Raw genomic sequence first — 14,170 nt, 5'->3', positions numbered from 1 at the left:
GCTTTATTAATAAAGCATTATTGACTCTAAACTGCTTTATTAATAAAGCAGTTTTTAAAAAGGAGGTAAGAATTGTCTTTTCTCGATCACAAAAAAATCAAAACCATTCGCATAAAATCCTCATTTAAAAGAATCCATTTATCTTAGCAACTTGATTAAAAGCAAATGAGTAATCCATTAAAGAAATTAGCAGGACAAACAGCGGTTTACGGCTTATCGAGTATCGTAGGGCGTTTGTTAAATTATCTGCTGGTTCCTTTATATGTTACCGTTTTTGTAAATACCTCCGATTATGGAGTGATATCTGAACTTTACGCTTGGATTGCGTTTTTGATGGTTTTGTTGACTTTTGGAATGGAAACCGCATTTTTCAAGTTCCTTTCAGATCATCCAGAGAAAAAAGACAGCATTTTTCGCAATTCGATGTTGAGTTTAGTGGTGATTAATTCTATATTCCTTTTACTGGTTTTAATTTTCAATGGCGCTATTGCGGATGCGCTTTTATTTCCTGACAATCCAGAATACATCATTTTGCTGGGAATAATCGTGGTTATTGACGCTACTTCTGCTCTGCCCCTTGCTAAATTAAGAGCGGAAGAAAAAGCCAAAAAATTCGCGCTTATTCAGCTTGCTGGAATTGGAATTAATATTGGCTTAAATCTGATTTTGATGCTCTTGGTTTTCCAACCAGAAACAGATGATCCTGCCGTTGGAATTAGATTTATTTTGATTGCCAATTTGGTAGCTTCATTAGTAAAACCAGCTATATTGCTTAGAGATTATCTACAACTCAAATGGATTTGGGACACTACTTTGGTGAAATCTATGTTCAAATACAGTTTTCCCTTGGCTTTGGCAGGCTTTGCATTCATCATCAATGAAACTGTCGATAGAATATTATTGAAACACCTGACTTATCAAAAATCGATTGGAGAATTAAGCACTGAAGCCGCCTTAACTTTTGCCGAATCTCAAGTGGGAATATACAGTGCAAGTTATAAACTCGCCATGTTAGTCACGATATTTTTACAAGCCTATCGTTATGCTGCCGAGCCTTTTTTCTTTGCGCAAGCCAAAAACAAAGACAGAAATAAAACTTACGTGAAAGTAATGAATTACTTCGTTGGAGCGGTTTTCTTAAGTTTTTTAGGCGTTTCTCTAAATATAGATGTTTTTAAATATTTTATTCCAAACCCGGCGTATTGGGAAGGCTTGAGAATTGTTCCTATACTACTGTTGGCAAACGTTTTTTCCGGTATTTATATTAATCAAAGTATATGGTATAAACTGAGTGGTCAAACCAAATTTGGAGCCTATATTGCCATGGGAGGAGCGGCACTAACATTGACTTTAAACTTTATTTTCATTCCAATTTACGGCTACATGGCCAGTGCTTGGGCTACTTTCATTGTGTATGGTGGCCAAATGGTGGTTTCGTATTGGTTGGGGCAAAAACACTACCCTATTCCATATAATTTAAGAAAGTTCGGATTGTACAGCATCACTGCGATCACCCTCTATTTTGTATTCACTTGGATCAATTTAGAAGCTGGAATTTTACAACTAGTAATTCACAATCTTTTCATCTTACTTTACGTAGGATTAGTCTATTGGATGGAAAAACCAAAAGCACTTGCTAAATCCAGATAATTCAGTTTATCTTTGCCCAATATTTTTTTGAAAATGTTATTAGCAAAGAGCAAGACCCACAATCGTTTAGTATTTATTGATATCGCAAGATCTATTGCGATTTTGATGATGCTGGAAGGTCATTTTATTGTAATGGCTTTAACGGAAAACCACCGTGGGAACGACTTGTTTCTTTATGATATTTGGCGATTCACACGTGGGTTAACAGCGCCATTATTCTTTACCGTATCGGGATTAGTTTTTACTTATCTTTTGGTGCGGAAGCAGGAGGATTTTTTTAAAAATAAACGCGTAAAAAAAGGTTTCAGTAGAGGTTTAAAATTGATACTTTGGGGTTATGTTTTACAGCTCAACCTTTTCTATTTATTTAAAGGATTAATCAATCACGGTGAATATACTTTCAGTGGTTATTTGTATATTTTTCATGTTTTACAATGCATAGGACTTTCTTTAATTACGGTTATTTTACTTTATGGGTTAAATCGCTTAGTTAAAATCGTACCGCTAACTTGGTGGTTTGGAATCTTTGGAACATTGGCTTTTATACTTCGACCAACTATTTACGCTTTAGATTTTTCATCTCTTCCTCATCTTATAGAAAACATGCTGGTTGTAACCTCGGAAGATCGTCCATTTAAATCCATATTTGCATTGTTTCCTTGGGTTGGTTTTGTACTTTTTGGAGCAATGTTAGGTGCTTATGTGAGCAAGAATCCAGATAAAGTTTACACCAATAAATTCCCTTTAATTTTATTCATAAGCGGTTTAGTCCTCAATGTATTTTCTGATCTTATTCTGGGATTAATACAAGCACCATTTCTCAGTATTTCAGGAATAAAACCATTCTACGGTTTGGGTTATTTATTTGCTCGATTTGGTCAAGTAATTTGGGTTTTGGCAATCATTATTTTCTTAGGAAAGCACAAACGTTATTTAAGAATTGTTTACCACAGAAAATTGAGCTTTCTAAAAAGCTGGATTATTCCTGTTGGCTTTGGAGCAACGGGGCTTTCATTAATTATTTATACACTTTTCACAGGAAATGAGCATGTCGTTTTCCCCACGTTTTCAGTTTATGCTTTAGGACATTTATTGCTCTTTATTGGCGTAATCATAACGAGTGCCAAACTCATCAATTGGAATTATGATCTCTTCATAAAGCTCGGACAAAATACACTTTCTATCTATATTGTTCATGTGATTATTCTCTACAATGGTTTATTCGGATTTGGACTAAGTACCTACATCGATAAAAACCTTTCTCCTTGGTTTTCAATCTTGGGCGCTATCGGTTTTATCATGGCTTTTGTTTATTTCGTAAAGTATATCGAAATTTTCCAAAAGTACTATGGAAAGCTGTTTTTCTGGAAGAAAACATTTTAATGTTTAAGGTTTAATTATTAATTAATGTTTAACGCCCAGGGTATTGAATTTCAACTGCATTAAAATTGTGGTAAAAAGATGTCCAGCGCATCAACACGTTAATCCTTAAACCTTAATAATTAAACATTAAAAAAATACAGCGCAACCACATCCCCATTAATCATTAGAAAAAGCTATGCAATCACAAAATCTTCTTTATGAATAACCTCATTACCGATTTTCAATTGAACGCTATATTTTCCGCTTCTCCAGCCCCTAACAGATAACTTAAAGTTGAAGCTATAATCGCCTGTTCTAGAAACTGGCATTTCGCCCCCTAGCGCTTGAAAAAGCTCGCCGTCTTCTCCTAAAACTTCCATTGTCATATTTCCAGTTTTTGTGACTTTATAAGACAAGAGCCCTTCAATTTTAGTGGTTTCTTGAACTATATTTCGATTTTCATCTACCGTATAAACTGGATCTGTATTGTACCAAACATTCTCCTTTCCTGTCAAGGAGCAAACGTATTCTCTTAAATTCTTTACCTCGTCGTTCCCATCTTCATAAATTCCTGAAACATCATCATCACCAGCAACACACCAAAGTGCGGTCTGTTTTGTACCATCATTAAAATCTTTGTTCCCCAGATATTTGGCAATTTTGTTCAGCTTTAAATCGCCTTCCTTCAAAATTGTAAATTGACTTCCTTCTGTAGGTGAGCTGTTTTGCGGCTCAACACAAAAACCTTTTATTAAATATTGATTCGAAGTTGAATTCAAAACGATTAACTCTTCTTCAAGAGTAAGTAAATCCTGATCTTCTTCAAACTCACTCTTGAATCGTGTTCCCGGCGGAATTAAAATACCGCTTATATTTTTCAGCTTATTTATTTCTAGCAAAATTGCCTCTCCGCTGTGTTCACCATTAGAAGTTGCAGTTACACTTATTTGTTTGCTTTTTATGGCATCAAAAATATTTACACTTTGCGCAAGGGTCTTTTCGAAGGAAGCCAAAAATAGAACGGTAATAAAAAGAAATATTGTTTTCATAATAAAGGTGTTTATACCCACATAACGCCATCACGATTAAATAGTTACAATAATTCAAGAAAAAAAACTCTAGAATCGATTGAAAAAAAAGAAACGATTGAAATAAACTCCGAAAACTCAGTACTAATGTTGGTCTAACTCCATCCCTTTAGTATTGAAAATAATACTACTTTAAACCCAAAAACTCATCCTTTCCAGGAGATAGAAATTCGATTATTGTCCAACTAAAAAATCGATAAACTCCTCTTTGTCCAAAGCGCCAAAATAGTTTTGGATTTCCACATCTTTCAAGGCTAAAGCTATTGAAGAGCGATCATAAGGACTCTTAACAAGTATATTTTCGATTTCTTCAACAGCATCTCGTCCAAAAAAGTCTCCGAAAATATTAACTTCCTTTATTCGGCCTTTTTCAACGAAAATCCTGACATCTAATTCCCCTACTGCAAAGCGTTTATCGTATTGAATATTAAATTTAGGAGCCCTACCATAATTCCAATTCCATGAATCATATTTTTCCTTCTTAAGTTCATGAACGGCCTTCCACTCCTCCTTTGTTAATCGGTAGATTTCAAATGCCGTTGTTTCTGAAAAAAGGCCTTTAAGCAATAACTCACGAAACTCTTCAATGGACAAAGGTTCTTTCATGAATTCACTGATATTGGCCACCCTGCTGCGTACAGATTTATGCCCTTTAGACTCCAACTTACTTGGCTTTACATTCAAAGCATTAACCACTTCTCCTAAGTCTGTGTTGTACAACAAGGTTCCATGACTAATCATTCGTTTTCCGGTAGAAAACTGCGCGGTACCAGAAATCTTCTTGTCCCCCACTAAAATATCATTTCGCCCCTTTAGTTCTGCATCCAAGCCCAAGTCCTTCAACACAGAAATAACGGGCTCTGTGAATTTTTTGAAATTATGCATTTGGGTGATATCATGATTTGTAATAAAGCTAAAGTTTAAATTTCCAAAATCATGATAAACCGCTCCACCACCGCTAACCCTTCTTACCACATGTATGTTATGGTTATCGATGTAATCTTGATTTACCTCCTCAATGGTAATTTGATTCTTGCCGATAATTATTGAAGGCTCATTGATGTAAAACAACAAATAATCGCTTTCTGGATTAAATTTTCTTACAATATATTCCTCTAAAGCAAGATTTAAATGGGGATCTGTAATACCTTCGTTTTCTACAAATATCATATGACTCTTTTTGAGTGTGCGTTTGAATATCAATCTTTTATTAGTCGCTGCTCAGAAAGACAATAAACTTAATGCATGCTATAAGCTTTGTTTGCCTCTGAACGACCACCATTTGGAAAGCTTAAAATTAATGTTTTTTCTGAAAATCTAAACACCGAGCTAACGCATTTGATTCGCGTCTAATTTTCTTTACCCGTAAATATGCTTATTTCTCTACAGTCCTGTTCGGTTTACTTTAATTTCGATAAAATATCCAAAGCTTCAGCTACGTGCTGATCAAATTTTAATTGAGAATTAAACACACCTTGAACAATTCCTTTTTTATCGATTACATAAGTTACACGCCCTGGAATTAAGCCCAAAAGATTGGTTGGAACACCGAATGCTTTACGCACTTTTTTATCTGAATCAGCCAATAAAGTAAAAGGCAGCCTGTGTTTTTTAGCGAATTTATTATGGCTTTTTTCATCATCACTTGAAATACCAATCACCTGGGCTCCTACCGCAATAAAATCCTCATAAGCATCTCGGAATGAACACGCTTGCTTGGTACAGCCTGCAGTTTCATCTTTTGGGTAAAAATAAATGACTAGATTATCTTTACCAATAGCCTCTTCCACTTTAAAAAGCTTTCCGTCTTGGTCTTTTAATGTGAATATTGGACATTTATCGTTTACTTTAATAGAGCTCATTTTTATAATTATTAAGGTTTGGTACAAGCGCGAAACGCCGTTTGTTTTTAAATCTTGATTGATTAACACATTTTATGCTAAATAGTTTTTTCTGAGAACCAACATCTGAGATTTAAAAATTAACGCAATGCAACTAGTTTCCTTCTAATTCCCTCAAGTCGCTCGATCAATTCTTCCTTGTTGAGGTCTGGCTCAGTAATTTCAATTTCTCCGTTTTTTAAGGCTTTTTTTGCGCCTTCCAGAGTATGTCCATCAACTTTTACCAGCTGATAAATATTTTGGATTTCCAATATACTCTTAGGAGAAAATAAACGATTACCCTTTTTGTTTTTTTTGGGTTTAATAGAAGGAAATTCCTTTTCCCAAAAACGAATCAATGAAGTATTCACATCAAACATTTGGGACACTTCACCAATTGAATAGTACAGCTTTGTTAATTCAGACGCTTTAATCATAACTTGAGTTCGTAAAGGCTAAATTAATGAAAATAAAGTAATCTAATGAGAAAGTTTAGTGAGTAATCCTCAACTTTAGAAAAATTAAATGCTTGCCTGGAACTTAACAGCCTGTTTAATAAATTTTGACAGAAAATAGTTTCCTTTTTAATTTGGCAAGCCCCTTCCCTTGTTAAAACAGAAACTTGCGAAGTATCTTTTCAGTTCAAAGCGTAATTCATACCTGATAGGATGTACTTACTACCAAAGTACTAGCTAGGTATTTTAATTTAATCAATGTGTTGTGCGAAAGATTCAGAAATTGATGATCTGTATTTAACTTAATCCATCGATTTAAGTGCATTCTTAGAGATTTCTACAATTTTCTCATATTGCTCTGGTGTTAGATCAGAATGGAAATAATTAATTGGATTAACTTTATGACCATCTTTTTCAACCTCATAATGCAGATGAGCTCCTGTAGACTTACCGGTGTTTCCAACCAATCCAATTAAGTCTCCTCGGTTTACAAGGTCGCCTTCCTTCACCAAAAAGGAGCTTAAATGGGCATATCTGGTTTTATAACCAAAGCCATGATCAATAACAATTTCTTTACCATAACCCCAACTATTCACACGAGTTTCTATAACCTTTCCTTTTCCTGTGGCATAAACATCAGTACCTGTTTCTGCAGAAAAATCTGCTCCCCAGTGCATTTTACGTGTTCCATAAACTGGATCAATTCTCCATCCATAACCAGAAGCCATTCTCTTCAACTCCTTATTATTAACGGGCTGAATAGCAGGCAAAGAAGCCAATCTGTTTTCTCTTTCTTTGGCGAGTGAAACCAGCTCTTTGAAGGATAAACTTTGAGCATGTAGCTTTCTTTCTACTTCATCCAACTTTGAAATCGACTCGATAAGCAACTCGCTATTAGACATTTTTTTGTAGGCACTGTAAGCGTCGCTTCCCCCAACACCCATCAGTCTTAATTCTTCAGGAAATTCATTTGCGCCCAAAGCTGTGCGATACAATTCTTCGTCACGTTTTTTAATGATTTCCGTTACTTGATCAACTAATTCTAATCGACTTTGAATGTTTTTAAACTCCCCTTTCAATTCAAGTAACTCTTTCTGAAGCGCTTTTTCTTTTGGAGAATCGATTCGGTAGGCAATAAAAAATGCAAATACTAAACTCAAAACGATGGTTGGGGCAATAAAAATAAAACCTCTCAATATACGCTCTCCTATGGAACGTTTTACTTTTTCGTAAGAAAGCGTTTTGGGATTGTATCTGAACTTTGTCTTTGACATTATTTAACTTGTAAAACAGCGCAAAATTATGTAAATAATCTAACTTTGCAAAATCGTTAACTTTGATTAACAAGATAAGGACCAAATTATATTAAAGGAACCCAATGAAATTAGAAGAAATCAGACATAAATTCCTCTCTTTTTTTGAAGAGAAAGGACACACAATTGTGCCTTCTGCACCAATGGTAATTAAAGATGATCCCACCTTGATGTTTACAAACGCAGGTATGGTACCATTTAAAGAGTATTTCCTTGGAAATGCTGTGGCCAAGGACAAGCGTGTTACTGATACTCAAAAATGCTTGCGTGTTTCCGGTAAACATAACGATTTGGATGAAGTGGGCGTGGATACTTACCACCACACAATGTTCGAAATGTTAGGAAATTGGTCTTTTGGAGATTACTTTAAAAAAGAATCCATTGCTTGGGCTTGGGAACTACTCACAGAGGTTTATGGAATAGACAAAGACAATTTGTATGTTACCATTTTTGAAGGAGACGAAAAAGACGGAGTACCAAGGGATACAGAATCTTATGATTTCTGGAAACAATGGATTCCAGAAGATAGAATTATTGAAGCCAATAAAGACGATAATTTCTGGGAAATGGGAGAAATGGGACCTTGTGGACCTTGTTCCGAAATTCATGTAGATATTCGTTCAGAAGAGGAAAAGAAAAAAGTTGACGGTAAAACTCTAGTAAACCAAGACCATCCTCAAGTTATTGAAGTATGGAATTTGGTATTTATCCAATTCAACAGAAAAGCGGATGGAAGTTTAGAAAAGCTACCAGAAACACACATAGACACAGGAATGGGATTGGAGCGTTTAGCGATGGCCTTGCAAGGAAAACAATCCAACTATGACATCGATTTATTCCAAACACTGATTGCGCAAATCGTAAAACAGTCTGGATTCAAATATGGCAGCAACGAAACAACGGATATTGCTTTACGCGTAATTGCGGATCATGTTCGTGCTATTGCATTTTCAATTTCCGACGGACAATTGCCTTCAAATACCGGCGCTGGTTACGTAATCAGAAGAATTTTGAGAAGAGCTGTGCGTTATGGTTACCAAACCTTAAAAATGAACGAGCCTTTCTTGGCTCCATTGAGTAAGGTTTTAATCGCAGAAATGGGTAAAGCTTTCCCAGAATTAGTAGACAATAAAACTTTAATCGAAAATGTAATTCGCGAAGAAGAAATGAGCTTCTTCAAAACACTAGAACAAGGAATTAAGCGAATTGAAATCATCATAGAAAACCAAAAAGAACAAGGCGTAAAACAAATCCCCGGAGCACAAGTTTTTGAATTGTACGATACTTTCGGCTTTCCATTCGATTTAACAGAATTGATGGCAAGAGAAGCGGGAATGACACTTGACCAAGCTGGATTTGACCAAGCCTTGCAAGCCCAAAAAGATCGATCGCGATCTGCAACTTCATTAAAAACTGATGATTGGACAGAGATTTTAAAGGACGAAAAAGAAGAATTTATTGGTTATGACCACTTAGAGGCAGACGTAAAGATTACACGTTATAGAAAAGTGGTTCAGAACAAAAAAAGCTTCTATCAATTGGTATTTAATTTGACTCCTTTTTATCCTGAAGGAGGTGGACAAGTGGGCGACAAAGGATATATTGAGTTTGATGGTGAAAAAGTTTCAATTTTTGATACAAAAAAGGAAAACAATCTGATTGTTCATTTAGTGAAAGAATTACCAAAAAATCCAAGTGCTACATTTAAAGCCGTTGTAAACGTTGGAAAGAGATCGCTTTCTGCTGCAAATCACAGTGCAACGCACCTTTTGCATCACGCCTTGCGTACAGTGCTTGGAGATCATGTTGTTCAAAAAGGTTCTTTAGTGAATCCAGAATATTTGCGTTTTGACTTCTCCCATTTTTCTAAAGTTACAGAAGAGGAGTTAGCGCAAATTGAACAAATAGTAAATGATTTAATTCGTCAAAATACACCCTTGAATGAATTGAGAAATACACCCATAAAAGAAGCGCAAGAACTTGGCGCAATGATGCTTTTTGGTGAAAAATATGGCGATACCGTTCGTGTAATTCAATTCGGAGACTCAATAGAATTATGTGGAGGAACACACGTTCCAGGTACAGGAAATATTGGTTGGTTCAAAATTATTTCGGAAGGCTCTGTAGCTTCTGGAATCAGAAGAATTGAAGCCATTTCTAGTCAAACAGCTGAGCAATACATCAACAAGAAACTGGAGCAATTAAACAGTGTGAATGCATTGTTTAAAAACACCAAAAACCTTGTTCAATCCGTTGAAGATATCCTAGAAAGCAATAACCGCATGCAAAAGCAATTAGAACAAATTGAAAAAGAGCGTGCAAAAAACATTAAAGGAGATTTAAAGAAGAACATTGTTGAAAAAGACGGAATGAACTTCTTAGAAGCAATTGTTCCTTTGGATGGCGGTGCAATTAAAGATGTTTTATTCCAATTAAAGGGTGAAGTAGAAAACCTTTTCGCTGTAATTGGAGGAGAAAAAGACGGGAAATGTACCCTAAGCATCATTATAGACGATGAAGTTGTAAAAGCGAAAGATTTACATGCTGGAAACATGATTCGTTCGGCAGCAAAACACATCCAAGGTGGTGGAGGTGGGCAACCATTCTTTGCAACTGCGGGTGGTAAGAAACCAGAAGGATTGAAAGCGGCTATTGAGGAGGTTAAAGCGATGATTTAAGAAAAAACTGAACCACACAAAGAAAGTAAAGAATTACGCAGAGTTACGGTGAGTTTTCGCAAAGAAGGCGCAAATTAAAGAAGAAAAAAGTTGAAGGTGAAATTTTACTTAAAGGTAAAATGAAATTGGAGATGATAATACATCAAGGAGAATAAGAAAGTAAGACTTTCCATTCTCCTTTTCTTTCTTTGCTAAACTCTGTGTTATCGTGCCCTTTCGTGCCTCTGCGAAAACTTTGCGTAACTCCGCGTCACCTTTTCACTTTACCCTAGGAACTCAACTTCATGCAACTGCAAGCCAGAAGCTGGAGCATTGTACGAAAGTTTAATCTTTTTCTCGCCATCTAGGGTTTCCAAAAACTCTTCCCAAGTTTTTAACCCTTGCCCCAATTCGAAGAGCATTCCCATCATTAAACGAATTTGATTGCGTTTAAACCCTATTCCCCGAACTTTTACCAGATAACTTTTTTCTGGAAAGAAAGAAGCCGTGAGTTCTGTATTTTCAATGAGCTCACACGACAAAACTTCTCCTGTGGTAATGGTCTCTGGGTTTGGGCGAAAGGTGTAGGAATAAAAGTCTCTTTTTCCAACAAATAGTTCTGCCGCTTTTTGCATGATTTCAATATCTAAATCTGCTAAGATATTACACATAAAGGCAGCACAATAAGGGTGAAACTTTTCTCCATAAGCAAAGTAATAATGGTATTCTTTTATTTTCTTGGATTGAATAATATTGAATTCTGCTGAAGTAGGAACGACAGAAAGTGCTTTAACATCTGCGGGCAAATTATGATTAAAATCGTTTAGAAAGAAATCCAAATCTTCGATCTTCTTATCGGTAAAAACCTCTACATAAGTGTGATTAACCGAAACTTTTGCATCTGTTCTTCCAGAAGCTAAAACCTTGCTTGCCGTTTCTGGCAGCACCCAGTTCAATGTTTTTACAATCATTTCTTGAACCGTAATAACATTAGGTTGTTTTTGCCAGCCGTGGTAGCGAAATCCCAGATATTGGATTTCTAGTAAATAATAAAACCGTGTTCTCATAACGGGTTTGAAGATATAAAAAAAGCAGTCCCAATAGAGAACTGCCCTTTATTAAAAATATAATTTCTGATTGTTTTACTTTTCCTCTTTACGCGTTGCTGTCTTTTTATTTCTGGTTTCAACAGATTTAATTTCGCTCAACTTTCGTTTGTTCTCCACCTTAGGCTTTCGCACTTGATTCGTTTTCGCTTCTGGTTTAACCATCAATTTTTCATTGGGGTTTTCTACTTTTTTCGAAACTAATTTTTCACTTTTATTGGCTTTTACACTGACTTTGTTGTTTGCTTTTGTTGTGTTTTCCTGTGCAAATGTTGGAGCTGTAATCAATAGCGTAAGGGCTCCTAAAATCATTATTGTTTTTTTCATGGCGTTCAATTTTTAAAAGTAAATATAGAATTTATAAAACAATTATCGTTCCATTAATCATTAACAAACAAGCAGTCTACTAAAAATCATTTTCATTAAGAGTAAATTCATCAATTCCACCGTAAACATCATCATTATTATCGTCTTCGTTAAAATCATCGTCTGATGAAGAGCTTGTATTTTTACTAGACCTTAAAATATTGGTTCGAGCAATATTTAACCGAATCTCAGTTTTCAATGTACCGTCCTCTTGTTGGTAAGCTTTGGCATAAGGCGTTCCCACGACTTCCACCAATGCTCCGCTTTTCAAAAAATCTAAGATCCTCATATTTGAACCTTCTTTTTTCCATATTGTACAGTTGACCCAGGTGGTTTTTGTTCGCGACTCTCCAGTTCTTTTATCTCTCCAGTTCTTGTTGTGCGCTACGGGAAAGTTGACCGCTACAACACCACGGTCCATCTTTCTAACTGTTGCGTCTTTTCCTAAATTACCTATCAATCTTGTTTCAAATACCGTTGCCATGTTTGTGTTTTGCTTTTGAATTCTTATTTGTCTGAATTGTTTCGAAAATATAAATATAATCAAACAGGGAGGAATTGACAAATATTGGTGAGAAGAGTGGAAATGAAAATTAGGGTATTGGGAAGCGAGAATTCTTAATGCAATAAGAATTGGTTCAAAATAAACAGTAAAAGCCAAAGCAAAATAGCTTAGGAATTAAATTGTTGAACGAAAAAAGCGCATACCTCTCGATTTTTTCATTCTTCGTTTTTAATTTCTAATTCTGCCTTCTTCCTCCAACTATTCATCAAGGTTATTAAACCCAGAAAGAAAGCAATATATGTAACGCCTTGTTGGGTTTCTATGGTGTCCTCTGACATAAATGAACCAATTGCCATTAGGGAAAATCCAATTCCAATGAAGTTATTTAGTTTAATATTTTTCCATAAAAACCAAAGCCAGAATCCGGAAAAAATGACAAATGCAACAATTCCAAAGCTAATCCAAAATGTCATAAATTGGTTGTGCGCTCTATTCCAATACATTTCATCCAGCTGGGTATTTGACTCCCTGTAAGCTTGATCGAATTCAATCTGCAAATCACCCGTTCCCACTCCTGTTAAACAATTGTTTTTTATAATTTCTTTTCCCGCCTTCCAGTGCTCAAATCGCTGAAGCAAAGAGTTTCCATCCGGATCTCCACCAATTGCATAGTGAAAAACTTCATTTTTTAATCCCGATATTCTATATTGGAAAACGCCATAAGTTTCTCTGATGTTCACCATTCCATTTTCTACATTTTCAATATCTTCAGCAGACATCAACAACATCCCCTCCTTGTCCTTAGTTAAGCCCTTTGAAGCCATGTATCGAATTAGAATTTGGTTTAGCTCGTAACCTGAGGCCAATTCAGTTGTATAATCTACGTCTGACCTCTCATTCCAAGCTTTTTTGAGCTCATCCCCCGCGATTTGAGATAAAATATGATGCCCATTTTCAAACCATAATGAATTGGTATCATTGTAATACTTCTCGCCATTTTTACTGTGTGTTGGTAGATTTCCGAAGTTCAACAATGGTTTCTCTGGAACTAAGTAATTAATCATTTGAACAGCACCAAAAGTCGCAACAGTAACTAATGCTAGAATAGAAACAATTTTTAGGGAAGTATTTTGAATGGTTTTCACAAAATAAAGGAAGCACGCTATGAGAAGTAAAAGCGCAGCAATGTAACCACTAAAAACTTGGCTTATTAAAGTGTAATACAAAAACCAAATGATCAACAAAACAAAAACCCAACGGGGTTTATTTTGTTGAAAAAGCAAATAAATAGAAAGTAAAACACCCGTTACGACCAATAAAGCGTACCGAATATGCGAACCAAAATGAGAAATTTCTCGATAATCATTGATTTCACTCTTCAGCATAAAAATGTAATTCAGAACAGAAGTGATCAATACGGCAGCTAAAAAGCCATAAAAAACATATTTAAGCGCCCATTTTTTGAGAGGGTAGCCAATCATCACAATCGGAATGGCAAACAAGGGTAGCTTGGTCTTTAAATCCCTGAAAGCGTAAGCATAATCAGTAGTGTATAGCAAACCCAATAAGTGAAAAACCAGAACAAGTATGACAAACCAAAAAACAAGATTCTTTTTAGACTTTTCCCAATAAGATTTAAAGTCTGCATTCAACAAGAAATTTACCGCAAGAATAAGAGTCCCTAAAGACATCACAACTTTACTCACTGGGATACCAATAGCAAGGACAAAAACGGCAAACACATTAATGTTGTCGTGGATTTTAGGACCGAAAAAACGGTTAAGCATG

12 protein-coding genes are annotated in these 14,170 nt (G+C 35.6%); 3 read left to right on the top strand and 9 right to left on the bottom strand.

Annotated elements, in window-relative coordinates; genetic code table 11:
• The first annotated feature begins 165 nt into the window (after window positions 1-165).
• Together DIT68_RS08095 and DIT68_RS08090 are read left to right on the top strand one after the other, a co-directional pair.
• Window positions 166-1,650, top strand: coding sequence for an oligosaccharide flippase family protein (locus DIT68_RS08095; protein WP_109359297.1), 1,485 nt, complete (start codon window positions 166-168; stop codon window positions 1,648-1,650).
• A 33-nt stretch (window positions 1,651-1,683) separates the two neighbouring features.
• The gene (locus DIT68_RS08090) at window positions 1,684-3,033 is read left to right on the top strand and encodes a heparan-alpha-glucosaminide N-acetyltransferase domain-containing protein (protein ID WP_109359296.1); all 1,350 of its coding nucleotides are present in this window, start codon (window positions 1,684-1,686) and stop codon (window positions 3,031-3,033) included.
• Between the two features lie 173 nt (window positions 3,034-3,206).
• On the opposite strand, the gene DIT68_RS08085 is transcribed toward DIT68_RS08090, so the two are convergent.
• The 5 genes from DIT68_RS08085 to DIT68_RS08065 form a co-directional block, all read right to left on the bottom strand.
• Complete coding sequence (locus DIT68_RS08085; protein ID WP_109359295.1) at window positions 3,207-4,061, bottom strand: hypothetical protein; 855 nt, start codon at window positions 4,059-4,061, stop codon at window positions 3,207-3,209.
• A gap of 213 nt (window positions 4,062-4,274) precedes the next feature.
• The gene (locus tag DIT68_RS08080) at window positions 4,275-5,270 is read right to left on the bottom strand and encodes a lipoate--protein ligase (RefSeq protein WP_109359294.1); all 996 of its coding nucleotides are present in this window, start codon (window positions 5,268-5,270) and stop codon (window positions 4,275-4,277) included.
• A 230-nt stretch (window positions 5,271-5,500) separates the two neighbouring features.
• Window positions 5,501-5,962 (bottom strand): peroxiredoxin, encoded by a 462-nt coding sequence (locus DIT68_RS08075; protein ID WP_109359442.1) that lies wholly within the window; start codon window positions 5,960-5,962, stop codon window positions 5,501-5,503.
• A 119-nt stretch (window positions 5,963-6,081) separates the two neighbouring features.
• Window positions 6,082-6,414, bottom strand: coding sequence for a MerR family transcriptional regulator (locus tag DIT68_RS08070; protein WP_394336378.1), 333 nt, complete (start codon window positions 6,412-6,414; stop codon window positions 6,082-6,084).
• Window positions 6,415-6,737: 323 nt separating this feature from the next.
• Window positions 6,738-7,709, bottom strand: a complete 972-nt coding sequence (locus tag DIT68_RS08065; RefSeq protein ID WP_109359292.1) for a M23 family metallopeptidase — start codon at window positions 7,707-7,709, stop codon at window positions 6,738-6,740.
• Window positions 7,710-7,813: 104 nt separating this feature from the next.
• Here DIT68_RS08065 and alaS point away from each other — a divergent pair, with 104 nt between their 5' ends.
• Complete coding sequence (gene alaS / locus DIT68_RS08060; protein WP_109359291.1) at window positions 7,814-10,426, top strand: alanine--tRNA ligase; 2,613 nt, start codon at window positions 7,814-7,816, stop codon at window positions 10,424-10,426.
• Between the two features lie 263 nt (window positions 10,427-10,689).
• On the opposite strand, the gene DIT68_RS08055 is transcribed toward alaS, so the two are convergent.
• The 4 genes from DIT68_RS08055 to DIT68_RS08040 form a co-directional block, all read right to left on the bottom strand.
• Complete coding sequence (locus tag DIT68_RS08055; RefSeq protein ID WP_109359290.1) at window positions 10,690-11,472, bottom strand: tRNA pseudouridine synthase A; 783 nt, start codon at window positions 11,470-11,472, stop codon at window positions 10,690-10,692.
• A gap of 75 nt (window positions 11,473-11,547) precedes the next feature.
• The gene (locus DIT68_RS08050) at window positions 11,548-11,838 is read right to left on the bottom strand and encodes a hypothetical protein (RefSeq protein ID WP_109359289.1); all 291 of its coding nucleotides are present in this window, start codon (window positions 11,836-11,838) and stop codon (window positions 11,548-11,550) included.
• A gap of 79 nt (window positions 11,839-11,917) precedes the next feature.
• Window positions 11,918-12,361 carry a single-stranded DNA-binding protein gene (locus DIT68_RS08045; protein WP_146194159.1) on the bottom strand — a complete coding sequence of 148 codons (444 nt, stop codon included), beginning with the start codon at window positions 12,359-12,361 and terminating at the stop codon, window positions 11,918-11,920.
• A 236-nt stretch (window positions 12,362-12,597) separates the two neighbouring features.
• On the bottom strand, window positions 12,598-14,169 hold the full coding sequence (locus DIT68_RS08040; protein ID WP_109359287.1) for an O-antigen ligase family protein: 1,572 nt from the start codon (window positions 14,167-14,169) through the stop codon (window positions 12,598-12,600).
• Window position 14,170: the final 1 nt, after the last annotated feature.

The organism is Brumimicrobium oceani (genome assembly GCF_003143775.1).
GTDB lineage: Bacteria > Bacteroidota > Bacteroidia > Flavobacteriales_D > Crocinitomicaceae > Brumimicrobium > Brumimicrobium oceani.
Note: the sequence above shows the minus strand (reverse complement) of the source record. Positions and strands in the feature narration are given on the sequence as shown.